Source organism: Mesorhizobium sp. M1A.F.Ca.IN.020.06.1.1, from assembly GCF_004023265.1.
Taxonomy (GTDB): Bacteria; Pseudomonadota; Alphaproteobacteria; order Rhizobiales; family Rhizobiaceae; genus Mesorhizobium.
The window spans coordinates 1-23,189 of record NZ_RZSR01000006.1 but is presented as its reverse complement, the minus strand read 5'-3'; the positions used below and the strand labels follow the sequence as shown (position 1 = coordinate 23,189).

The 23,189-nt window shown below is 60.4% G+C and carries 19 protein-coding genes; 4 read left to right on the top strand and 15 right to left on the bottom strand.

What is annotated here, in order from left to right; all coding sequences use genetic code 11:
• The 7 genes from EOA60_RS00825 to EOA60_RS00795 form a co-directional block, all read right to left on the bottom strand.
• On the bottom strand, positions 1–858 hold an 858-nt coding region (locus EOA60_RS00825), incomplete at its 3' end, for an ABC transporter permease subunit (RefSeq protein WP_164899153.1).
• Positions 855–1,853: an ABC transporter permease gene (locus EOA60_RS00820; protein WP_095823328.1), complete on the bottom strand. Its 999-nt coding sequence runs from the start codon at positions 1,851–1,853 to the stop codon at positions 855–857. The genes EOA60_RS00820 and EOA60_RS00825, both read right to left, overlap by 4 nt.
• 2 nt (positions 1,854–1,855) lie before the next feature.
• Entirely contained in the window at positions 1,856–3,754 is a 1,899-nt protein-coding gene (locus EOA60_RS00815) for an ABC transporter substrate-binding protein (protein ID WP_095823329.1), read from the bottom strand.
• Entirely contained in the window at positions 3,751–5,646 is a 1,896-nt protein-coding gene (locus EOA60_RS00810; protein ID WP_067326322.1) for an ABC transporter ATP-binding protein, read from the bottom strand. The genes EOA60_RS00815 and EOA60_RS00810 overlap by 4 nt, the downstream gene beginning before the upstream one ends.
• 143 nt (positions 5,647–5,789) lie before the next feature.
• Positions 5,790–7,130, bottom strand: coding sequence for an adenylate/guanylate cyclase domain-containing protein (locus EOA60_RS00805; protein WP_067326319.1), 1,341 nt, complete (start codon positions 7,128–7,130; stop codon positions 5,790–5,792).
• Between the two features lie 267 nt (positions 7,131–7,397).
• On the bottom strand, positions 7,398–8,741 hold the full coding sequence (locus tag EOA60_RS00800) for a nucleotide sugar dehydrogenase (RefSeq protein ID WP_095823330.1): 1,344 nt from the start codon (positions 8,739–8,741) through the stop codon (positions 7,398–7,400).
• Between the two features lie 108 nt (positions 8,742–8,849).
• On the bottom strand, positions 8,850–10,028 hold the full coding sequence (locus tag EOA60_RS00795) for a DUF3095 domain-containing protein (RefSeq protein ID WP_095823331.1): 1,179 nt from the start codon (positions 10,026–10,028) through the stop codon (positions 8,850–8,852).
• 75 nt (positions 10,029–10,103) lie between these two features.
• On the opposite strand from EOA60_RS00795, the gene EOA60_RS00790 reads away from it, so the two are divergent.
• Both EOA60_RS00790 and EOA60_RS00785 read left to right on the top strand, forming a co-directional pair.
• Positions 10,104–11,192 (top strand): glycosyltransferase family 4 protein, encoded by a 1,089-nt coding sequence (locus EOA60_RS00790; protein WP_095823332.1) that lies wholly within the window; start codon positions 10,104–10,106, stop codon positions 11,190–11,192.
• Positions 11,189–11,965: a polysaccharide deacetylase family protein gene (locus EOA60_RS00785; RefSeq protein ID WP_127240511.1), complete on the top strand. Its 777-nt coding sequence runs from the start codon at positions 11,189–11,191 to the stop codon at positions 11,963–11,965. The genes EOA60_RS00790 and EOA60_RS00785 overlap by 4 nt, the downstream gene beginning before the upstream one ends.
• 51 nt (positions 11,966–12,016) lie before the next feature.
• On the opposite strand, the gene EOA60_RS00780 is transcribed toward EOA60_RS00785, so the two are convergent.
• The 4 genes from EOA60_RS00780 to EOA60_RS00765 form a co-directional block, all read right to left on the bottom strand.
• Positions 12,017–12,862 (bottom strand): MBL fold metallo-hydrolase, encoded by an 846-nt coding sequence (locus EOA60_RS00780; protein ID WP_095777239.1) that lies wholly within the window; start codon positions 12,860–12,862, stop codon positions 12,017–12,019.
• Positions 12,863–12,898: 36 nt separating this feature from the next.
• Complete coding sequence (locus EOA60_RS00775; protein ID WP_067326300.1) at positions 12,899–13,345, bottom strand: cyclic nucleotide-binding domain-containing protein; 447 nt, start codon at positions 13,343–13,345, stop codon at positions 12,899–12,901.
• Positions 13,346–13,447: 102 nt separating this feature from the next.
• Positions 13,448–16,162, bottom strand: a complete 2,715-nt coding sequence (locus EOA60_RS00770) for an ABC transporter ATP-binding protein (protein ID WP_127334824.1) — start codon at positions 16,160–16,162, stop codon at positions 13,448–13,450.
• A gap of 15 nt (positions 16,163–16,177) precedes the next feature.
• A complete protein-coding gene (locus EOA60_RS00765; protein ID WP_095800379.1) occupies positions 16,178–16,531 on the bottom strand; it encodes a hypothetical protein in 354 nt (117 codons plus the stop codon).
• Between the two features lie 83 nt (positions 16,532–16,614).
• Here EOA60_RS00765 and EOA60_RS00760 point away from each other — a divergent pair, with 83 nt between their 5' ends.
• Complete coding sequence (locus EOA60_RS00760) at positions 16,615–17,286, top strand: SAM-dependent methyltransferase (RefSeq protein WP_095800629.1); 672 nt, start codon at positions 16,615–16,617, stop codon at positions 17,284–17,286.
• 77 nt (positions 17,287–17,363) lie between these two features.
• Here the strand turns inward: EOA60_RS00760 and EOA60_RS00755 are convergent, their stop codons facing one another.
• The 3 genes from EOA60_RS00755 to EOA60_RS00745 are packed head-to-tail and all read right to left on the bottom strand — an operon-like array spanning position 17,364 to position 20,978.
• Positions 17,364–18,521, bottom strand: a complete 1,158-nt coding sequence (locus EOA60_RS00755) for a glycosyltransferase family protein (RefSeq protein WP_095823334.1) — start codon at positions 18,519–18,521, stop codon at positions 17,364–17,366.
• On the bottom strand, positions 18,518–19,762 hold the full coding sequence (locus EOA60_RS00750; protein ID WP_095823335.1) for a glycosyltransferase family 4 protein: 1,245 nt from the start codon (positions 19,760–19,762) through the stop codon (positions 18,518–18,520). Before EOA60_RS00750 ends, EOA60_RS00755 begins: the two co-directional genes overlap by 4 nt.
• Position 19,763: 1 nt before the next feature.
• Positions 19,764–20,978, bottom strand: coding sequence for a glycosyltransferase family protein (locus EOA60_RS00745; RefSeq protein WP_095823336.1), 1,215 nt, complete (start codon positions 20,976–20,978; stop codon positions 19,764–19,766).
• 672 nt (positions 20,979–21,650) lie between these two features.
• On the opposite strand from EOA60_RS00745, the gene EOA60_RS00740 reads away from it, so the two are divergent.
• Positions 21,651–22,514 carry a FecR domain-containing protein gene (locus tag EOA60_RS00740; protein WP_067326280.1) on the top strand — a complete coding sequence of 288 codons (864 nt, stop codon included), beginning with the start codon at positions 21,651–21,653 and terminating at the stop codon, positions 22,512–22,514.
• A gap of 175 nt (positions 22,515–22,689) precedes the next feature.
• Here EOA60_RS00740 and EOA60_RS00735 read toward each other — a convergent pair.
• Positions 22,690–23,189, bottom strand: a 500-nt coding sequence (locus EOA60_RS00735; RefSeq protein ID WP_281060725.1) for an adenylate/guanylate cyclase domain-containing protein, incomplete at its 5' end; no start/stop codon positions are given.

Sequence of the window (23,189 nt, the reverse complement as noted above, 5' to 3'; positions counted from 1 at the left end):
GTAATCCTCCTCTCGCAACGCTAAAAGCTTTGAACGCACGGCCCGCGCCAATCCGGTCCAGTCGAGCAGCCCGAGGATGACGGTGATGCCGAAATAGATCAGGATCGGACTCCAAGTTATCGGCATGATCGCCGCCAGAGCCAGCCATAGCGGAATGCTGGGGATCGATTGCAGAACTTCGATTATCCGTTGAACGATCAGGTCGAAGATGCCGCCGTGATAGCCGGCCAGTCCGCCGATGACTATGCCGAGCAGGAAGCTGAAACTGATGCCGACGAGGCCGATCGTCAGTGAAATGCGTGCACCATAGATGATGCGCGAGAGCACATCGCGCCCCAGCCTGTCAGTGCCGGCCAGGAAGAGCTGGCCGTTTTCGGCAGGGCAGACAAAATGCCTGTCACCTTCGATCAGGCCCCAGAACCGGTAGCTGTCGCCCTTGCAGAAGAAACGGATCCGCTGAACATCATCCTGTTGGTCGATGTAGTTCCGCTTCAGCGTGTCCATATCCAGCGTCATTTGGCGGCCGTAGACGAACGGCCCGACGAACTGGCCGTTGTGGAACAGGTGCACCCGCTGCGGCGGCGCATAGATGTAGTCCATGTTGCGCGTGTGCAGATTGTAGGGCGCCAGGAACTCGCAGATCAGTATCGCGAAATAGAGCACCGCCAGGAATATGCCGGATACAAGAGCAAGCCGGTGCCGTCGAAATTTCCACCACATCAGCCGCAACTGCGACGCCTGAAAGACCTTCGACTGCTCCGGCGTCATTGCCTCGACCGACTGCAGGTCAAAGGGCGCGATGGAAACATAGTGTTGCAGCGGAGCACCCGGAGCGGGAAGTGGCGATTGCGTGTTCATTTGGTACTGCCGCCCTGCAAACGAATTCGTGGATCAAGCAGTGCCAGCGCCAGATCGGAAATCAGCACGCCGATGACCGTCAGGAAGGCGAGGAACATCAGGAACGACCCTGCCAGATACATGTCCTGGCTTTGCAGCGCCTTGATCAGCATCGGCCCGGTCGTTTCCAAAGACAGCACGATCGCCGTGATTTCGGCACCGGAAATGATGGCCGGCAGGATAGAGCCGATGTCCGAAATGAAGAAATTGAGCGCCATGCGCAGCGGGTATTTGACCAGGGTCCTGAAGGGATGAAGGCCCTTGGCGCGCGCCGTCACGACATATTGCTTGTGAAGCTCATCGAGCAGATTGGCGCGCAGCCGCCGGATCATGCTTGCCGTGCCCCCGGTGCCGATGATCAAGACCGGGATCCAGAGATGGGCGAGGATCGACTTCGCCTTGGCCCAGCTCATCGGCTCGCCGAGATATTGCTGGTCCATGAGATGGCCGACGGACGTGCCGAACCAGATATTGGCGAAATACATCAGGATCAGCGCCAGCATGAAGTTCGGGATGGCAAGGCCGAGAAGGCCGAAGAAAGTCAGGCCGTAGTCGCCCCAGCTGTATTGATGCGTGGCCGAGTACATGCCGATCGGAAAGGCGATGAGCCAGGTGAAGAGGATCGTCACGAAGGAAACCAGCACGGTCAGCCACATTCGGTCCCCGATCACGTCGCGAACCGGCAGCTCATATTCGAAGGAATAGCCGAAATCGCCGTGCAGCATCCCGCCGACCCAGTAGAAGTAGCGAATGACCGGCGGCTTGTCGAAACCATAGTCCTTCCGCATCATCTCGATGCGGTCGGAATCCACCGCTTCGCCCTGGGCCCGAAGCTCGGCAACATAGCTGTCGAAATAGTCGCCTGGGGGAAGTTCGATGATCGTGAACACAAGCGCCGATATGATCAGCAGCGTTGGAACCATTACGGCGAAGCGCCAGACAATATATCGAAGCACGCTCAGGACTCTCCAAGCCAAAATGTATCGGGCATGTAGACACCGAAATAGGCGGTCGGGTCGTAGCCGTAGAGCGCCTTGTCAGGCAGATTGCGCAGCCGCGAGGAGGCCAGAACCGGCTGATATGTTCCGTTCACCGTGCCGATCGAAAACACCTGATCGGTGTAGATCGACAGCATTGAATTCCAGATTTCAGCGCGCTCCGTGGCTTCGGTCGATGCGTTCCAGCGCTTGAGTAAGGTCATCAACTCGACCACAGGCGGAAGATCGGGCGCCTCGCCGAGCCTGCCACGAGACAAGTAGTGAGCACCCCAGAGCGGCCATTGCAGTTGGTCGTCAATGGTGGGGGCCAGCTGGTACGGGTTCATGTCGGCGGTCGGCACGCCATTGTCGATGCCCGACCACATCGACATCATGATCTGGCCGCCAAGCGCGCGACTGCGAAAGATGTCGCGCTGCGAAGTCCGGATGAACAGGGCGATACCGATCTGGCGCCAGTGATCGCTGATGAGCTCGAGCGCATCGGTTTCCAGCGTGCTTTCGCCGGCCGTTTCCACGACGATCTGCGCCGGGCGTCCATCGGGAAGTACCCGCAGGCCGTCATCGTCACGCGCCTGAAGCCCGACCTCGTCGAGCAGGGCATTGGCCTGATCAGGATCGTAGGTGACCCAGGCTTTCGCGAATTCGGGCCGGTAGAGCGGGCTCTCCGGCAGGACCGTATCGGCACTTTCCTGCGCCAATCCATAGAACACAGCCATATTGATCTCGCGTCTGTGCACAGCGAGCGAAAGTGCACGACGCACGCGCACGTCGCGAAAAAGGCCACGCCAGACCTGGTCGGCACAATTCAGATTGGGCAGCAGCGCCAGTCGCGAACCCTGTGTGCGTTTCCAGAGATGCATCTTGACCGGGTAGCGCTTCTCCGCGTCCTTCAGGAAGGAGTAATCGCTGAAATCAATTCCCATGCATTGCAGGTCGCTCTCGCCCGCGCCGGTCTTGGCGGAAATAATCGCCGACGAGCTCACATTCATGACAATCCGGTCAACATAGGGTAGTTGCCGGCCATTCTCGTCTATGCGGTGAAAGAACGGATTGCGCTCGAAGACGAACTGCTCAGCCGGCGGCTTGGTCCGGTTCCGCCAGGGATCGAGCGTCGGCAGTTCCGGGTTCTCCGGGCGATACTGCCGCGACATGCGGATATGCAGGAGCGTCCATTTCTTGGCCCTGTTCTCCTCCATCAGACCGGCGAGCCGGAATGGATCCTGGTATTTCTTGTGGAACTGCTTGAGATAGGCGGCCGGCAGAACAAGCGATAACGGCGAAGCAGCCGCGAGCTTGGGCAGGAAGTCGGGATTTGGCGCATCCCAACTATAACGGACCGTCAACGCATCGACGATCTCGAAGCGTGGCGGCTTGCCGTCGGCCAGCAGGGCCGGGGCGAGCCCGCCTTGCGAAAGTTCGTCGTTCAGCCAGACATCTTCCCAGCAATAGCGAAAGTCCTCCGGCGTCAGCAGGCTACCGTCAGACCATTTATGTCCTTCCCGTATCTTGAAAGTGAAGACGCGATCGTCCGCTACCTCGAAACTTTCAAGAATGTCGGCTTGCAAGTTGAGCTTTTGGTCATAGCCGACCAGGCGAGCATATCCGTAGATCGTCATCATCCGGATATCTTTCTGACTGCCGATGATCGTGCGCAGCGTGCCGCCATACTGGCCGGGCTGCCGCCCCATCGCAGCGAGATTCAACACGCGCGGCTTCTTGGGCAAGCGCTCGGAGAGTGCCGGCAGCGCCAGGGCCTTCAGCAGCGGCTGAAGAAATTGCGGCTCCAGATCGCCTGCGTGCAATGTGCCCGGCAAAACCGCCGAAGCCATGAGTCCGAGGACGGTGCGCCGGCTGATCAATGGCGTAGCTCGCTGACATCGGCCGAACGTCGGGCCAACACGAGGTGGCCGCCACCAAGATCGAGCGGCGACAATACATCCTCGTCGCCCTCGTCGCGGAATTGCGGTCCCCATGCGCTGGTGTCGGAAGCGCCGCTGAGCTTCAGCGTCTTGAAATCCATCGGCCTGTCGAGGTCGGGGAAAGGTACTGCGGCGACGAGTGAGCGCGTGTAGGGGTGGATCGGTTTCCTCAGCAGAGTTTCGCGTGGCGCAAGCTCGACGATACGCCCGCCGCACATCACTGCGATTCGGTCTGCCATGTAGTCCACCACCGCCAGATTGTGCGATATGAACAGGTAGGTCAGGCCCAGTTCCTTCTGCAGGTCCTTCAGCAGGTTCAAGATCTGCGCCTGGACAGAGACGTCGAGCGCCGAAACCGGCTCGTCGCAGATCAGCAGTTCAGGGCCCAGCGCCAACGCGCGCGCGATGCCGATACGCTGACGCTGCCCGCCGGAGAAACTGTGGGGATAGCGCTTGATGAAGCGCGGATCGAGCCCGATCGCCTGCATCAGGCTTTTGACAGTGGCGAGTCGGGACGCGGCATCGCCACGTTGATGGATCTCCAGCGGCTCGCTCAGGATGTTCTCCACCGTCATGCGAGGTGACAGCGATGAAACCGGATCCTGGAAGACCATCTGGATTTTGGCGCGCAGCATGCGCAGGGCGTCTCCCTCGCCTTGCAAGACGTCGATCGCTCCATCGCGGCCGTTGAACGTCACAGAGCCGCCGCTAGGGGTGATAGCCCGCATAAGGATCTTGCTGACCGTGGTTTTGCCGGAGCCGCTTTCGCCGACCAGCCCCAGGCACTCGCCGCGCCTGATATCGAAGCTCACGCCGCCCACGGCGCGAACCGTGGTTTGATGATCCCCGCCAAACAATCCGGACTTGCGGATTGTGAAGGTCTTTTTCAGATCCCTGACCGACAACAGGATATCGTCTGGCCCCTTCGACGGCGGCGCCGTCTGCTTGCCGAGCAGGTTCTCGACATTCACCGGCACCTCGCGCAGCGCCTTTAGCCTTTCGCCAGGCTTCAGGTCGAAATGCGGAACGGCTGCCATCAGGCCCTTCAGGTAGGGGTGACCTGGTCGGCGGAATATCGCCTCGACAGGTCCCGCTTCCATGATCTCGCCATGGTACATGACCACGACCTCGTCGGCGACGTTGGCGACCACGCCGAGGTCGTGGGTGATCAGCAACATCGCCATGTTCAGCTTGGTCTGAAGGCCGCGCAGCAAATGTAGGATTTGCGCCTGGATGGTGACGTCCAACGCCGTCGTCGGCTCGTCGGCGATCAACAGGGCGGGCCGGCAGATAAGCGCCATGGCGATCATGGCGCGCTGACGCAATCCTCCTGAAAGCTCAAAGGGATACATATCATAGGCGCGTTTGGGACTCGGAAAGCCGACAAGACCGAGCATTTCCTCGGTCCGCGCCTTGCGCTCCGCCCGAGCCATGGGGGTATGAATCTGCAAGGATTCGCTGACCTGGTTGCCGATCGTGTGCAGCGGCGACAGCGATGTCATCGGCTCCTGAAAGATCTTGCCGATGCGGCTGCCTCTCAATGCCCGGATTTCGGGTCCGTCACGTGGCATCTTCAGGATATCTTGCGTGGTGCCGGGCCTTTCAGGATCGGAGAACAGGATACGGCCGCGAACATGGGCTGATCCCGGCAGAATGCCCATCACTGCCTGGCTGAGAACCGATTTTCCGGAGCCGGACTCGCCCACAAGCGCGGTAACCTTGCCGGGCAGGACGCGAAGATTTGCGCGCCTGACGGCATGCAACGGTCCGCCGATGATGGCAAAAGAGATGCCAACATCCTCGATCCGCAGCAGATCAACACCCGAATTCATTCCACACCAGCCCCAATCTGGCAGGTTCGGAAGCGAGACTAACCTATTGCCAGCTTAGAGCAACTTGGATTCGGAACGGTCGCCAGCGGCGGAACCGGCGAGCGGACTGTCTATCTGGGGCCCTTCGGATCAGGTCGTGGCGGTTACTGGAGCTTGCTCGGGTCGCCCGCCGACAGCCGCGCGGCATCGCGGTGAAGCAACATGACCTGCTCGGCGTCCGATCTTCGGTCATAAACCGGCTCCAGCGCACCGTCTTCATCGACTGCGAGAGCACCCGACAGATCGGGTGAGAGCACCGTCAGCTTCTGCTTGATGCCAGCCAGTTCCTCGCTGCCGAGCGTCAGCCAGTTGCTGGCGCCGCAATAGCTGGCGAATTCCTTGCTGGCGAGAATGCTGTGCGGATATTTCTTGGTCAGTACCTGGAGGCGCTGGACCTCGTTTACAGCCGAGCCGAAGACGGAGAATGTGAGCCGGTCGGTAAGCCCGACATTGCCGAACATCACATTGCCGACATGTAGGCCGATACCAAATTTTATGTCGGTTAGCCCCTTTTCCTTTCTGCGCAGATTGAGATCCGTCACGCGCGCTGTGGCGCTGCGCGCTGCCGCAAGAGCAGCCTGGCAGGCGATCTCGGACTGCGAGCGATGCCTTTCGCAAGGGTAAACGGCGATGAAACCATCCCCGATGAAACTCATGATCTGCCCCCCTTTGCGATTGAAAGGTGCAGCAACGGCGTCGAAAAACTGGTTCAGCGTATCGATATAGATTTCACGGCCGGAGGTTTCGGCAAGCCTTGACGACCCGCGCATGTCGCCCATGACCAGCGCGGCCCGGATTGTATCGCCCTCGCCGCGCTTGATCTGACCGTCAAGCACGCGCCTGCCGGCGTCGCCGCCGAGATAAGTGGTCATCATGTTGTCGGCGAGCTTGGTGAGAACCGCCATCTTGGTTGCCATAGCGAGATGGTTCTGGATGCGCAGCAGCGCCGAAATCATGCTGTCGCTGAATCCTGCGGCACTGTCGGTGGACCAGGACCCCATCATGCCCTGACTGGCGTTGCCGTTGAAGGAATGCACGAAAGCCAAATAGTCGGTGACGCCTATAAGCCTGAGATCATCGAAAACAGGAAACTCCGATGGCAGCGACGGGTCGAGCCGGCGTCGCAGGTGGTCGAGCTTGTTGCTGAGCAGATGATAGTATGGGCTGGTCAGGAACCTGTCGGACGGCGCGCCGGGCTCATTGCGGAAGCTTTCGATTTCTAAGCCTCGGCCGCGAACCCAGGTGAAGCCAAGCGCATCATAAAGCGGATGAAGCATCGAAAAGCTCAAATGCACCCGCTTCAACGGCAGGCCGGCAGCAGCCAGCCGTTCGCAAAAGCCTTTTACCAATGTTTCTAGGTCGTTGCCTGCAAGTACCGATTGGTTCAGCCAATCGGCTACCTTATCCATGAGAATGGTGGAAATTTCTGCTTGCGTCGTGCTCATGCTATCTCGAAACTCCTCGAAGACGAGGCATTGTCCTTTGATCCGCCCACAACACAGTCCGCCAACGACCCCAAGAAGAGATCCCCGAAGTCAATGAAGCCAGCTTTGGCAGGAAAAGCCGGCGAAGAACTTCGCAACTGGCTGTCCGTGCGGGCGAGCGACAGGCTAACTGTATCTATTTACTCGCGGCATTATGTGTCGACGCTGCCGGCCGAGTGCAACCACGATCCTGACATCGAGCAAAGAATTCGCCGGCTCAGACCGCCGTCAGGCCTTTACCACCGTCTCTCGGGCTAGCCCGAGGCGGCCGAAAACATTGCGCGTGTCGACGATCAGAAGGGCGTGATCGGCGATCGCCTGATAGTCGATCGCGTCGTGGTCGGTTGCAACGACGACAGCATCGAAATCCTTCAAGGTCCCCTCGCTCAATTCGACAGACCGACGCCCCTTGATCGGCATATGCTCCCGTGTCGCCGGAATTTCTCTGACGTGCGGATCGTGGAATTCAGCCTTGCCGCCCCATTCCTCGATGAGTTCAATGAGCCGCAATGAAGGGCTCTCGCGGATGTCCGGCACATTCTTCTTATAGGCGAGCCCAATGATGAGAATGCGCGAGCGGCTGAGCGCCTTGCCGCAACGCCGGTCCAGCGCCCTGGCCAGTTCATCGACCACATGACGCGGCATAGCCGTGTTGATCTCTGCCGCCAGTTCGATGAAGCGGGTCGGCAGTTCGTATTCGCGCGCCTTCCACGTCAGGTAGAAAGGATCGATGGGGACGCAGTGCCCGCCAAGTCCGGGCCCAGGATAGAACGGCATGTAGCCGAAGGGCTTGCTCTTTGCCGCCTCGATCACCTCCCAGATGTCGATGCCCATCGCACCGAGCACGACCTTCAACTCGTTGACCAGGGCTATGTTGACCGAGCGAAAGATGTTTTCCGTTAGCTTGACCGCCTCGGCGGTCGCGGTGGTGGAAACCGGAACGACGGTCTCGACCACACCCTGGTAGAAATCCTTCACGAGCGCCGCCGCTTCAATGCCGTCGCCTGCCACGACCTTGGGGATCGTCGCGACTTCAAAGCTGCGGTTGCCGGGATCCTCGCGTTCGGGCGAGAAGCCCAGGAAGAAGTCTACCTTCGACTGCAAGCCGGTTTGTTCCAGGATGGGCTTGATCACGTCGTCGGTGGTGCCGGGATAGGTGGTCGATTCCAGCACGACCAGCTGGCCGAGACGCAGATGCTTCGCGATGGTGCCTGCCGTGTTCCTGACAAAGGAGAGGTCTGGCTCGCGGTTTTTCGTCAGCGGCGTCGGAACGCAGATGACGATGACATCGCAGGCGGCCAGTTCGGTAAAATCCGCAGTGGCGCGAAACCGTCCGCTCGCCACTTCGACAGCAAGGGCAGTGGACGTCACCGCCTCGATGTAGGATTGCCCGCTGTTCAGATTCTCGACCTTCTGGGCTTCAATGTCGAAGCCGAAAACCGGGAAGCCGGCGCGTGCTACCGCGACCGCCAGCGGCAATCCGACATAACCCAGTCCGATCACCCCCACTTGCGCGGTGCGCGTCGAAATCCGGTTCAGCAGACTGTCATATGTCGATCGTGAGGCGTCCAAAAATCTGTTTTCCTCAATGTGGACAGACTGCCCGCTTCCACGGCGAGGCTCATGTGGGCCAAACAACCCCGAGGCATATTGCGGAAAATGGATCTCCGCAAGCCGTCGTCAGGCCGACACCTTCGCCTTCAGGCTTGCGGCAGCCATCGCATAACCGCCGGCGGCGCCGTCGATGAAATGAACATGATCGCGCTGCAGCGGCGAGGCGACGAGGCACGTCATCAAGGCCGATTGCTGGCGGTGCAGGCCATAGGTGCAAATGCCCGCCTCTTCGGCCTGCTGCAGCCGGTGCTCGATCCGCTGCAACAAATCCGCATCTACATCGATGGTCATCTTCAAGCCGTCATCGAACTTCCGGAAATCCGAATTGCTGGCCACGTCGCGTTTGTAGATCTTCGGATCGAACCTCCCGATCGTCCAGCCATATCGATCGGTCACAGCCGCAAGCGACAACAGGAACACTATCCACAGCTTCGACAACCACCGCCTTCCCGCCGGCGCGACGGCCCGGGCCTCGAGATCGAGGCCGGCGGGCGAAAAACCGTAGGCCGGCCCGTTCACCGGCACCGGATGGCCATCGCGTTCCTGTCGACCGACAAGGGCGATGATGTCGGAAGCCAGAACCTGAAAACCGCGCACATCGCGCGAGGCCCCCGGAATGGCTATGATCGAGACGATTTCGCCATGCCGGGCTTCGATCGGGCTCCAGCGGCAGGAGAGACCAGTCAGATCCGGCCGCGCGTTGGCCGGCGCAGGATCGATCAGGTAGCGCCCCGCTTTCATCTCGGCTTCCGCCCAACTGCCGCCGCCGCCGGCAAACATGGCATAGAACACCGCTTCGGAGGCCCGGAACCTCGCTACCCGAACGTCGAGGCCTTGCGCTCTTATATCCGCTATCGGCACGATTGCGGCACGCAAGGTCAGGGCCAACTCGTCCGCCACCCATCGCTGGACGGCCGCCAGGGCGTTGCGCGTGATCTCCAGCGCCGAACTCGGAAACGCCACGAGCGCGCCGTCGCCGCCGAAGACAAAGGGAAGATCTTGCCGACCCAGCGCATTGAGCAGCGCCGAAATGACGCTGGCGCCGGCCATATTCACGGTTTTATAGCGCCCTGCCTCGATCGCCTTGGTCGAGCCGACGATGTCGGCGGTGGCCAGCGCCCAGCCATCGGGAAGCGGCCGATAGTTGTCGATGTCGGCAACGCTTTCGAACTTCGCGAACACCGGCAAGGAAGCGACGAACGGGTCGGACGCTGCGGCTGTTTCCATGAGCATGCAATAGCACATTCCACTGCTTGAAGGTGAAACTCGATCATGCTTCGAAATTGACTTGCGCAGGCTTTCCAATGATAGGCTCCGGCGATGCGAATTGCCTTCTACGCGCCGCTGAAGTCGCCCAATCATGCCGTTGCCTCTGGCGACCGTCAGATGGCACGGATGTTGATCAAGGCGCTTGAGCATGGAGGGCATCGCGTCGATCTGGCATCCGAATTGCGCTTCTATCTACGCGAACCGGAGTCGAAAAGTTTCGATGCGCTCAAGGTCGAAGCCCGACAGGAAGTCGCGCGGCTGACAGAGCTTTGGCAGCGTGACGGCAAGCCCGACCTCTGGTTCTCCTATCATCTCTATTACAAGGCGCCCGACCTGATCGGGCCCGAGCTGGCGTCGGCCTTTGCCATCCCCTATGTGACCGCGGAAGCCTCCTATTCGAAGCGGCGCAACGTCGGTTTTTGGGCCGATATGCAAGCCTTGGTGGCGCGAGCCGTCGAACAGGCGGCGCTGAACATCTGCTTCACGCAAAGGGATTGTCGGGGACTGACAGACGCTCTTCCAGACGCCGTTTTCGGCATGCTTTCGCCCTTCATCGACACATCGGTATTCCGGGAACTGCCGGCGCGTGGTTGTCCGACGCGTCTCGTTACCGTCGCCATGATGCGACCGGGCGACAAGGTCGATAGCTATCGCATGCTCGCGCACGCCCTCGCTCCGATCGGCCACCTGCCCTGGACCATGTCGGTCGTCGGGGACGGGCCTGCCCGTGAGGAGGTCAAAGCGCAATTCGCCGGCCTGCCCGCCGACCGGATCGAATGGCTTGGCGCGATCGAGCCAGCCGCCGTGCCGGATGTCCTCTACAGTGGAGGGATTTACGTCTGGCCGGGTTGCGGCGAAGCTTATGGCGTTGCCTATCTTGAAGCACAAGCTGCCGGCCTTCCGGTGGTGGCGCAGGATATCGCCGGCGTGCCGGAGGTCGTGCGGGATGGCCAGACCGGATTTCTCACCCCGCCGGGCGATGTGGCGGCGTTCACGTCTGCCATTGAAAGGCTTCTGGTCCGTGACGACGAAAGAACCGCCATGGCCGGCAACGCCAGACGTTTCATCCTCGAAGAACGCTCTCTCGCTACTGCAGCGGCGCGTCTTTCCGAACTTCTTGCGAAGATCGCGGTTGCATGACAGTCGATCAGATCTGGCAGCCCTTGGTGGAAGAACTGGCGTGCTGGCGACGGGCGGACCGCAAGGCGGAGTTCTGGTTGCGCGACGACGACGCTGTGGATCCGACGGCTGCGCTTGATCGGCTGCTGGAACTCACCCGTGCATTAGAGGTTCCGCTCACTCTGGCCGTCATTCCGGCGCTGACCGACGAGAGGCTTGTCGTCCGGCTTGACGAGGCGCCGCATGCCTCGGTCGCCATCCATGGCTGGGCGCACCGAAACTATGCGCCGCAGGACCAGAAAAAGCAGGAACTCGGCGCCCATCGGCCACGCCAGGCGGTGCTCGATGAGATGGCCCGCGGGCTGTCGCGCCTAACCGGGTTGCACGGCGCGCGTGCCGTTCCGATGCTGGTGCCACCCTGGAACAGAATCGACGCCGGCTTGGTATCGCAGCTTGGATCGGTAGGATTTGCGGCATTGTCGGTCTTTGGGCCGCCGAAGCCGGCCCCAGTGCCGGTCATCAACAGCAATGTCGACATCATCGATTGGCATGGCACGCGCGGCTGTCGTGATCATGGGTCCTTGGTTCAGGCCATCATTGCGCAATTGCGGCATGCATTCGACGGTGGCGAACCGGTCGGCCTGCTCACCCACCATCTCGTACACGATGAATCGGCCTGGCTTTTTCTCGAACGGCTGTTCACAGTCGCCGCACAGACTGAAGCCTGCGCATGGCTTCCGATCAGGACATTGATCGAGCGTGGCGGGGGTAGAGCAATTCCAGGAAAAGTGTGAGCGGTTTTCCGTCCGGAATGGCGTCAAAACAATAAGATAGAGCAAAATAGCTCAGCGCTTTTTGTGCAATGAGACTGGAAATTTGAGCGTCTGGCCGTCCCGCGCGGCAAAAGCGCCGGCAAACCTGGCTTTGGCCAGTTTTTCGATCTCGTCCAATTGCTCGTCGGTGCGTGTCGGATCGTGGTGGAACAGCCCAAGCCCTCGGGCACCGGCTGCCTCACAGAGTTTGACGCCCTGCTGCCATGTCGAGTGCCCGTTGCCACGGCGGTCTTCCATTTCGTCCTCGGTATAGGTGCAATCGTAGATGACGAGGTCGGCGTCTTCGATCAGGTCGAGCACCGCCTGATCCAGCTTACCCGGCTCGTGCTCAGTGTCTGTGATCACCGCCACGATGCGGCCGCCCCATTCGACGCGGTAGCCTATGCAGCCTCCCGGATGGTTGAGACTGCCGGTCCGGACGACCACTCCTTCGCGCGGCCTTAGAACGTCTCCGGATACGAAATCGCGGCAGTCGATGCTTGCCTTGCAGATGTCGAGCTTGGCCGGAAACCACGGCGGCCGCATGAATTCATCGACCATCTGACGGGTCGTCATGCGTCCCGCAAGATGGCCGGACCAAAGCCTGACCTTGACGCTCCGGTCATAGATCGGTTTGAAAGCCGGCAGCCCGATGATGTGATCGTAATGGCAATGGGTGAAAAACAGCTCGAAATCGGTCACGCCCGAGGCCCGAAACGCTCTGCCGGCAAGCCCTAGGCCAGAGCCGGCGTCGAACAGAAGCATATGCTTGCCGCATCGCATCTCAATGCAGCTCGTGTTGCCGCCATAGCGAGAGAATTCTGGTCCCGATACCGAAATGCTGCCGCGCACGCCCCAAAACCTGACCAGGAAATCCATGCTGCTCCTTCGCCCGTCGTGGCCAAACAACTGCTGCTAGGCGTTTCGTGCGTCGATCAGGTCCGCGGTCGTATGGCTTAGACGATCGGCAAGAACCCGCAATATCTCGATGGTCATCTCCGGGAACTCCTTCATAAGCCTCAGGAAATGATCCTTGCTGATTTTCAAGGCTTCCAGCGGACTTGCCGCTCTGACGGTGGCAGTGCGGGAGCTGTTGCACAAGATGGCGATCTCGCCAACGATCGAATTCGGCGCCAGTTCGGCAACTTTTATCGGCCCGCTGTCGGAATCGACCAGAACATCCGCGCTGCCTGAGAGGATGACATAGGCGGCATCTCCCTCGTCGCCCTGCCGGAAAAGGATCTGGCCGGCGCTGTAGCTCACACGATCGGATGTGAACGCAAGCAGCTTGAGCTTTGTCGGTTCGATGCCGGAGAACAAGGGAACGCGTTGCAGCATTCCAACTTCATCCTTGAGCAGCATTGTCGCAAACCTTCTCAAAATTCGCGTTTGCCAGGCGCCGTATCCCGTGGCCTTGCAGCCAATTCCCACCGACAGAACGATCCCATCTCAATGCCCGTTGGTCTAAGACAGCAGTTCCTTGAAGATACCCTTCCCTGCCAAAAGTGTCTCGAGCGTTCCGTCTTCCACCAATTTACCCGAGTCGAAGACGATAACGCGATCGAACATCATCCCCATTGCCGGATTCGTCACGACCCACACAATTGCCGGCGAATGGCCGTCGCACCTCGCTTCGTCGAGCACGTTTCGCAGCACCTTGTCCTGCGCACGCTGGTCGAGCGCCGACAGCGGCCGGTTGAGAATGAGAAAATCGGGACGCTTGAGCAGGGCCCGGGCAACATCGAGCTTCTGCCGCTGTCCAGCGGTCAGCCGCCTGCCGCCGGCGCCGACGTTGAAGTCCAGGCCAACATCCAGAAGTTCGGCATAAAGCCCCAATTCGTCGAGAATGTCATAGACGATGGAGCGGATGCGATCCGGCGCGTCGGGATGGTTGTTGCCCACACGCCCGAACAGGACATTATCCATGACGCTGGCCGCGGCAATGTATTTGGCAGGATCATAACGTTCGATCGCATTTTGCAGCTCGGACGGCAGGGTTTCATAGAAACGGTTGCGTGCAGCGACGATCTTGCTCATCAGATCCTCGCTCAGCAGACCGAAGCGGTGCCGGGGCTCGATATAGGCAAAGCTCAGTGTAACGATCATGGCGCGATCGTTCTCCGAAACTGCCTCATAGGGCCGGTTCTTGAGCCGTTGCAACAAGGTTTCGTAGGCGGGTATCTCTTCGGCGCCCATGAAGGCGAGCTGCTGGAAGAACTGGTGATCGGGCGGCAGGTCGGCAAACAGCTCGATCGCCTGTTCGGCGATCTCCATGCCCATCTCGAAAAGCGTGCGGTCGAGGCCGGCTTGCCTCAGCACAGACGCAAAATAGGGATTGGCCGCTAGCGCCTTGTCGGCCAGTTCGGGGCCGGCGGCGGCGCCGAAGAGCAGGTTTTGGCCGATCGATGCTTCCTTGTTGTAGGCGCCTGGTTCGAAAGGAACCACCAGTCCGCTCAGCCCTTCCTGTTCCAGCCGGGTTCGAAGCGCCGCACGCAGTTCGACGATGCGCCTGGCGAGTTCCGTATGACGCGTCAGGTCAGCCGAGGAGCGCAAGCCAAGATCCAGAATGTCGCGCGACAGAAGAACCGCGTCGAGCACCCGGCGCACCGCCTCAAAAAGGTCGTGCGGGCCGGTGGCGCCGGCGGAAGCATAGTCGATCCAGTCGCTCCGGATATCGAGGTCCGAATTGCCCGACCGCCGCGCCTCGTGAATGTTCCAGCGCTGCTGGTCTGCCGCAGCACCCTCATAAGGCACTGATGTCAGCGGCGCATGCTTCAACCCGTAGAGCAGGTTATCGCGGAGGCTTGCATGGAACAGGAAAACATCCGACGAGGCGTAGGACATGCGCCGGCCGGTCACCGCTTCGGGAAGTTCAAGCAGGTCGTCGGCGCCCGAAGCGATCTTTCCGCTGTCCGGCCAGTTCAGCCGCGCGAAGGCTTCCGCAAGCGCCTCCGCTCCACCTGTTGCGGTGCTGACCAGCGCCACCGTCTCACCCGGCTTGACCTGGAGCGAGATCCGGTCGAGGAGCATTCCACCGCCATCGTCCGCTATGGACAGATTGATCGCCGACAGCGGGTTGGTCATCGGACCGGGAGCATCGATCGTCAACGCCCCAATTCTTGGCGCAATGAGACCCTCGACGGTGAATTGCTCAACGACCTGCTGGTATTTGACCTGGACATCCTGGCGAGCCTGATCCCAGTCGATCAGTTCCTTCATCGGTCCGGGCAGGTCCTTGTAGGCGCTGATCACGGCCACCAGCTGGCCGACGTCCAGCCGCCCCCGGATGACCAGGTAGCCACCGATCATGTAGAACAGAAAGGGCGTGAGCTGCGCCAGGAAATTGTTGAGGAACTTCACCATGAATTTCCATTGGTAAAGATCGAAGCGGATCTTGAAAATGAGGCCGAGCCGGGCAGCTATGTCGGCGCGCTCGTAGTTTGATGTGTCGTGGACGTGAACCGCGCCGATGCCGTCGACGATTTCGCCGACCCGGCCCGAGAGCGCGCGCGCCGTCAACTGCCGTTCGCGCCCGAGCACGATCAGCCGCCGCCGCATGCGCGGGATGAGGACGATCTGGATCACCACGATCACGACCGCAATCGTTCCGAGCCAGAAGTTTTGCACCATGATGAACAGCATGGCCGTCAGCGCCTGACCGCCGAGCAGCACCGGCTGCAGGAAGGCATCGCCGATGAAGCCCCCCAGCGGCTCCACCTCGTCTTTCACCATGGTCGCCACTTCGGCGGATTTCACGCGTTTGAAGTAAATCGGCGGAAACCGCAGCACGCGATCGATCAGATCGAAACGGATACGCCGCAGCATGCGCTCGCCAAGTCGGCCTTTGTATGTGTTGATGTAGAGTTTGAATAGGCCGTTGATGATGACTAGCAAAAGGAAAACAATACTCAGCGCAAACAGCGTCTCCGTGCGGTCGAGCTGAAAGCCGGAGAAGAACTGCACCTCACTAATGAATGGCAGGTCATAGTGCAGCCTCATGAACGGCTGGGTCGCACCGGGTTCTCCGAAACCCTTACCTTGGATGGGGCCGTTGACGATCAGCTTCGGCAGATCGAAGGATATGAAATACGGGATCATCGAAAGCACGACGATCATCAATATCCAGACCTGCTGCTTCTTGGTGTGCGTCCAGATATAGCGGGCTAAACTGGGTTCCATCCGACCGTGGACCGTTCAATTGCAAGGCTGCAGGACATAGAAGCACCTGCTGGCTAATGGCGCATCGGCAATTTCTTCGTCGCCAACGACATGCTTCGAGCCACAGTGCACCGTGATTGTCCTGCGCTCAACGATGAAAGGACGCTGCGAGGCGGCGCGATCCAGTTCAGGCGCATGGTCGATGACCGCAACACGGGCATTGTTGATTAGCGAAGAAAGCAGCTGGCCAAACGATTGACGGCTGCCGTGGCGTTTTGGCGAACGGCCGCCACAGCTGCGCTGCTGATGCTGGCGCATGAACGCCGATGGTCCGGACTGATGCGACAGCCCCTCTCCGGCACGGGGCAATGGCGAAGCGGCGTGCAGCATGATCAACGTCCGCGAACCAACCAGCCTTGCCGGGGCAAGATTGCGTTGTGTCGCCCGAAATCCCAACCTACAAGACGAGTATGATGGATGTCACGCAACCACGCAATGCGGGCATGGACGGGCACGAACAGGCCTTGGACCTCACGCGGGGAATTGCCGCCTATGTCAACCACCCTCTCGTGGCAGGGCTGGCGCGCGTCATCGCCAGGCATCCGCAGGCCGATATCGCCAACGCCTTCAACCACAAGCAGGTCGCCTGCAAGATGTGGGCACTCGACAAGCTGTTCGATAGCTGCGGCGGCCGGTTCGGGCGCATATGGGTTCTGGGTGGATGGTACGGCGTATTGCCGGCAATGCTTTTCAACGATGCTCGCTTCGACATCGGAGCGATTGATAGCATCGACATCGATCCTGAAGTCGCGCCGGTCGCCCGGACCCTCAACCGGGATGCCGTTGACCGGTTCCGCGCGCTGACGGCAGATATGTACGCCGTTGACTATGTGGCCGCGCAGCCCGACCTGGTGGTCAATACGAGCTGCGAACACATAGTCGATCTGCGCGCCTGGCTTGCCCTGCTTCCGCGGGGCACGAATGTATTGCTGCAATCCAACGATTATTTCAGCGAGCCGACGCACGTCAACTGCGTGGCTTCACTGGCAGCCTTCGAAGCAATGGCGCCGCTACGGGAGGTGCGGTTCGCGGGCGAACTGCCGACCAAAAATTATACGCGTTTCATGCTGATTGGAACTGTTTAACGCATTTCGCTCTAAAGAAGCGTGACGGCTGTCGAATAACGACGTCGCGCGAATCTCACCGGGGCGACGCGCGTTAGCTAGAGTTCCGTTTTCAGGGACCATGTTCGATGTCGCTCGCGCAGGATTTGGGCCGAGCGACGCGCGCCTTCCAGATCGAGACGATGCGCGGACGGCCTCGGTCCAGCAAGCGCCTGTTCGATCGCTCGCGCCAAACCTTCAGGCGTTAGGTCCTTTTCCGTCAGCACCGTTGCAAGACCGAGTTCTTCGAGCATCAAGGCGCGAACCGTCTGTTCGGTTTCCGCGCCCGCTGCAAATGGAACGAGTAGGGAGCGACAACCCGCGCGAAGCACGTCGCAGACCGTGTTGTAACCCGCCTGCGAGACCGAGAGGCGGGCGCCGGTCAGCAGGCTGGCGAAATCCTCGCGGAACCGGAAGACGGACAGGCCCGGCGTGGCATCGCGTGCGATCGCGTCGAAATCGCCTTTCGGCAGGTTGGGACCGGTGATCAAACACCATTTCCAAGCGCTGTTGGCATTCCGCGCCGCTGCAACAGTGGCACTAACGAGGCTCTTTCCGGCAGCCCCGCCGCCAACCGACACCAGAACATCGAAGCGCTCGGAGACCGCGGGCGGTGGCGGCGCGGCAACGAGCCCAGTGTAGGCGACCTTGGCCCTGATCGCCCCGACCAGTGGAAAGGTCTTGTCGATGGTCGCGAAAGCCGGATCGCCGTGGACCATGACAAGGTCGAAATGCCTGTTGATGAGATCGACCGTTTCCTCGTTTCGGCCCGGCTTGACGCGCTCCTGAAGGATATCACGGACGGACGTCGCCAGCAGCGGTCTGGGTGATGTCGCGTCGATGGCCTCGATCAGCGGCAGGAGTTCGAAACGCATCTGCCGGCGTCCAAATGGAAACGCCTCGACAATGACGATATCGGGCCCGCAATCCCGATAGGCCTGCAACAGCATCTCCGAACGCCATCTCCTGAAAGCATCGTCGATGGGTTTGCCCTGCAGGTCGACAAGTCCGGAAAATCCCTCATCGCCGGAGGTGACGGGTGGCAGAGATACAGATTTGACGCCCGATCCTGGAAACCCCGCGATCGGCGCGCCGCCCGTCACCACGGTTACGTCAAACCCGTCATCGACCAGAGCCGCCGCAATGCGGCTGGCGCGCGCAAGATGGCCGATACCGAGGAGGTGCTGGACATAGAAGAAGGCGCGCAGTCGCTTCATTCGGCGGTCCGCCACTCCCGCTCGAAGAGTTCCTTGAGCTGCCCAATGCTTGTCATATGATCGAAATTGGCGCGCACGCGCCACTCTGCAGCGTCACCGAGGCGGGCGCGCAGCACGGGATCACGGATAAGGCGCTCCAGCGCCTGTGCCAGGGCAATTGGATTTTCTGTCGGGACCAGCAGCCCGGTTTCATCCGGAGATAAAAGCTCCGGCACGCCGGAAATATCGGTCGACACGCAGGCGAGCCGCTGGCTGGCCGCCTCAACCAGAACGTTCGGCAGACCGTCCCGGTCGCCATTTGCGGTGATCCTGCAGGCCAGGGCGAAGATGTCGGCGCGGCGGTAGTGCTCAAGCACCTCCTCCTGAGCAAGCGCGCCTCTCCAAGAGACGCGACCATCCAGGCCGAGCTTTTGCGCCAGCGCCTTGAGCCGTTCCAGTTCGTCGCCACCGCCGATATGCTCGAAACGCCACGCCAAATCACCAGGCAGGAGGGCAAGCGCCTCCAGCAAGGTATCGTAACCTTTCTTTTCAACGGCGCGCCCGACACTCAGAACGATAACCGGTTCGTCCGGTGCCGAGCCGTCATGCGGTTTGCGCGCCCCGCGGAAGCTGCCGAAGCGATCAAGGTCGAGCCCATGATAGCTCAGATGTAAACACGAGTTGCCGTTTGCGAGTTTTTTCAGACGGTCGAAGCCGGTTTTCGTGCAGGTGACCGTCCAGCGGGCCGAGGAAAGCTTGCCGGCGAGATCCCAGTCAGGCGAAGTCCAGATGTCCTTGGCATGGGCCGAGCAGCTCCAGGGCAGACCGCGAAGCTGGCTGGCATAGCGTGTCACCGATGCCGGTGTGTGCGCGAAATGCGCATGCAGCCAGCCCACATCTTCCGGCCATTCGGCCGCCAACACGAGCGCTTGCCCGAAGCGGCGTACGCGATTGCGCGTAAAGTCGCGAGGGATGTCGGTAGCCAGCGATCCGAACGCGCGCCAGAAGCCTGGCCGCAGCAGACAAGCAAACAGCGAGCGAGCCACCCGCATCGGTTCTTCATGCAGATATTCCGGCAGATAATGGACGGGCGCTTTGATCTCGTTATGCACCGGATGGCGTTTTGTGTCGGTCGGCCGTCTCAGCGCGACGAGTATCAGGTCGAACCCCGCTCGCTCCAACCCGAGCAGCTCCTGCGCGATGAAGGTTTCCGACAGCCGCGGATAACCCTTCAGAACCACGACGATCTTGCGAGGTTGCAACTCAGTTGATGCCTTCAATGACCGAAAGGTGATGGCCGGCACGCCGGTCGAGCAGTTCCGCGACGATCGCGGAAATATGAGGCAGCCCTTCCAGCCTCAGGTGCGGATTGCTCTGCGATGGGCGGGGCCGATCCGGCAGCACCTTCAGTGTATCGGCAAACCGCTGGGAATCCTCAGCTTCTTCCGGCGAAAGCATCTTGATGAGACCGAGTTCGGCTGCTCGCCGTGCGCGGATCAGTTGCTCCTCGCGCGGCTTGATGCGCGGCACGATCAGCGCCGGCTTGTCGAAAGACAGTATCTCGCAATAGGTGTTGTAACCGCCCATCGCCACTACCGCCTTGGCGCCGGCAATCAGCTCTTCCATGCGGTTGTCGAATTCGATGATCTTGATATACGGGATTTTGGACCCCTTCTTAAGAAACTTGTTGCGCTTGCGCGCCGGCATGTAGGGCCCAAGCACGATCAGCGCCCTATGCTGCAATTGCGGATCCTGCTGATAGGCATCGATAACGTTGTGGATCAGATCGGCGCCGTCGCCGCCGCCACCGGTCGTAACGAGGATATAGTCGCCCTCGGGGCGGTGGCCGGGCAACTCGTTCTTCTGCAGGCTCCGTTGCAGGAAACCGACGAACTTCATCTTTGCCCTGATAGCCGGCGGCACATCCAGGCCGGTCAACGGATCGTAAAAATCCGGCGGACCGTAGGCCCAGACCTTGTCGTAGAACAGGCCTATCTTGCGCATCACATCCCTGCGTTCCCACTCTGCTTCCAGCAGATGCGGCGCATCCATCACCTCGCGCAGGCCAAGCACCAGCGTAGTGCCTCGCGTCTTGAGGTAGGACAGCGTGTCCTCGATCTCACCGCGCAGCCCGAGCGGTTCCTTGTCGACGATGAAGATATCCGGCCGAAACGTCTCGGCTGTGTGGCGAATGATCGACTGGCGCATTCTTAGCGTCTCATGCAGATCGATATCCTTTTCCAGCGAGGTGTATTCGCCGTTGCGCAACTTGATGACGCTCGGGATCTTCACGAAGTCGACGCGGGCGCGGTAGTCGAAGGCGCCGGCGATAGGCGCGCCCGAAATGATAAGCACCTGAAGTCCGTGGAAATCCTCGACCAGGGAATGCGCGATCGTGCGGCAGCGCTGCAAGTGGCCGAGCCCGAACGTGTCGTGGCTGTACATGAGAATTCGAGCATCTTGTACGTGCTGGGTCATTGTCGAACCTCTTTAGAATTCTCGCCTGAGGACCGCGGGCCCCCGCAGGATTCGAACCCATTTCTCGCGGGTCTATCGACCTGTTTTGAACATGAGGGAGCAATTTTTTCAAATTATATTACCCAAGAGGGTTCATATGCTGAGCAGCGTCTGCTCAGCTGCTATGCACATTGGATGCGATGCCCAGCCTATTTGCCTTGTCGGCCTCGTGCGCTGCAGATAGATCACGGCGGATACATGCACTTGTATCGAGACGGGTCGCGGGCTGGCCGATTGCTTGCTTTCAGAAAAGCGGCCAGGGCGATGGCGCTCCTCCCTCGTGGCCGACGCGGCTAAACTGCCCAAGAATGGGCTGAAGATCTTCAAAGACAGCGCGCCGACACAAACCATGATCGATGCCCCAGATGCGGGCGCTCTCGCGCCGCCCACGCAGAACATCGCCTTGTCCCTCAGCCAGACGAATTCAGTAACAGCATTGGCGTTATCCCACCTCCGACCCGATGAGCGAGGGGGCAACCCGCGCGGCCCACCCAAGCGCAGGACCTAACGTCGACGATTGTGCCTTCGAGCGTCGCCCAAGCGAAAGAGCCATATCCTACTCAAATTGAGGTATGACTCCGCGGGGACAGCCTTTCAAGCATGTGCTAATAAAGTCGTTTCGGGGAGGATGCCATGCCGTCCTTGAGGTGGGCTGCAGTTGTCGCGCTTGCCGCGAATCTCATCAATGCGACACCGACCATAGCCGCCGAAGCAGTGGGCCGGGCAGTCGTGATCAAGACTGCCGTTACCGGCGCAACCGGACCACTGGTGGTCAGCGCACCCGTTCATCGGGACGAACGAATCAGGACATCCAATACCGGGCTTGGCCAATTCGTGTTCCGGGATGGCACCAAGCTGGCGGTGGGGTGGGGTTCTTCCGTCGTCCTCGACAAATACGTCTTCAACGATGATAATTCGGTGAAGAAGCTCACCATCCGCGCTGCCAAGGGAACGTTTCGCTGGATAAGCGGGAACTCGCCTTCGTCCGCCTACCAGATTGTGACGCCCGCAGGCACAATAGGCGTGCGGGGAACAGCATTCGATGTCCACATCGCGCCCAACGGCAAAACCGCCGTCGTGCTGCTGAAGGGGTCGGCCCGATTCTGCAGCGGCGGCGGATGCAGGGAACTGAAGCGGCGCTGCGATTGCGTGGTCGCGACGCCGTCAGGCGCGATGTCCGACGTTATCAAGGTCAATCGATCTGTGCTCACCACACTCGGCACCTCGCGGGCATTGCCGTTTCTGACCGGCAATCAGCAGCTCTCGGGAGGCTTTGACGCAATCGGCGGAAATTGCGGGCTTACGGCTGCCATTCAGCAGGAGCATACGGCGCGGCCGGAGCGGCGCAACTCACCGGCACCACCCAGTCCGGGCACCCCCGATCCGCCGAGCCCGCCGCGGGGCGACAAAGATGACGGCAACAACGGCCATGGAAATGATCCGGGCAAGCACGATCCCAGCAATCCCGGAAAATCCAAGGGTCCTGGCAAAAAGTAGCGGCAGGGGTGGCCGGCAGTGGCAAGAGCAGCGGATAGCCGCTCTTTTTCTCGGCGCGTCCGTATCCGACTTCGCCAACCGGTCTGGGCCAACTCGCCCCTACGTCGGGGTGGACGAAATTGTTGCCCTTGAACACCACCGAGTCGAGCGGTCGACCGCCCTACATCAATGAAGGTCAGGAGCCGGAGCCGAATTGTTGCTCCGCATAGCCGGCATTCGCTTCCATCGCCGCTCCCGCCCGCTTGCCAACAAAATCATCCGCTCTGCGCGAGATCCGGCCATAGAATTCCTGCAACCCTGTCGGCAGGCCCGCAGCCTTGGCTTTGGCCGCCGCGATCATCTTTCGGGTGCCTGGCAAGCGCGATTGCAACGCCTCCACGAGCTTGCCGTGGAGAAGCCGCAATTCGGCAAAATCCGGCGACGACCCAACGTTTTCATCGCCTACGACGGCATTGATTCTGGTCCTCGTGCTCTTTCCCTTGAGTTCCAGCGATCCCGCGTCGAGCAAGGCCCAGCCTTGCAGCGATCTTACTGTGTCGTCGGACGCGAGGATATCGAAACTCACCGTCTTGCACGTTGTCTCGATACGCGCTGCGATGTTCACCGCGTCGCCAACGGCCGAATAGTTGAAACGCGACTCCGCGCCCATATTTCCGACACAGGCGACGCCGGTAT

Excerpts from the sequence above, each read along its gene's own strand:
- EOA60_RS00780 (WP_095777239.1), bottom strand. The coding sequence starts at position 12,862 with ATGGATTTCCTGGTCAGGTTTTGGGGCGTGCGCGGCAGCATTTCGGTA.
- EOA60_RS00740 (WP_067326280.1), top strand. The coding sequence starts at position 21,651 with ATGCCGTCCTTGAGGTGGGCTGCAGTTGTCGCGCTTGCCGCGAATCTC.
- EOA60_RS00810 (WP_067326322.1), bottom strand. The coding sequence starts at position 5,646 with ATGAATTCGGGTGTTGATCTGCTGCGGATCGAGGATGTTGGCATCTCT.
- EOA60_RS00775 (WP_067326300.1), bottom strand. The coding sequence starts at position 13,345 with ATGCTGCTCAAGGATGAAGTTGGAATGCTGCAACGCGTTCCCTTGTTC.
- EOA60_RS00765 (WP_095800379.1), bottom strand. The coding sequence starts at position 16,531 with ATGCTGCACGCCGCTTCGCCATTGCCCCGTGCCGGAGAGGGGCTGTCG.
- EOA60_RS00805 (WP_067326319.1), bottom strand. The coding sequence starts at position 7,130 with ATGAGCACGACGCAAGCAGAAATTTCCACCATTCTCATGGATAAGGTA.
- EOA60_RS00785 (WP_127240511.1), top strand. The coding sequence starts at position 11,189 with ATGACAGTCGATCAGATCTGGCAGCCCTTGGTGGAAGAACTGGCGTGC.
- EOA60_RS00795 (WP_095823331.1), bottom strand. The coding sequence starts at position 10,028 with ATGTGCTATTGCATGCTCATGGAAACAGCCGCAGCGTCCGACCCGTTC.
- EOA60_RS00745 (WP_095823336.1), bottom strand. The coding sequence starts at position 20,978 with ATGACCCAGCACGTACAAGATGCTCGAATTCTCATGTACAGCCACGAC.
- EOA60_RS00760 (WP_095800629.1), top strand. The coding sequence starts at position 16,615 with ATGGATGTCACGCAACCACGCAATGCGGGCATGGACGGGCACGAACAG.
- EOA60_RS00790 (WP_095823332.1), top strand. The coding sequence starts at position 10,104 with ATGCGAATTGCCTTCTACGCGCCGCTGAAGTCGCCCAATCATGCCGTT.
- EOA60_RS00755 (WP_095823334.1), bottom strand. The coding sequence starts at position 18,521 with ATGAAGCGACTGCGCGCCTTCTTCTATGTCCAGCACCTCCTCGGTATC.
- EOA60_RS00770 (WP_127334824.1), bottom strand. The coding sequence starts at position 16,162 with ATGGAACCCAGTTTAGCCCGCTATATCTGGACGCACACCAAGAAGCAG.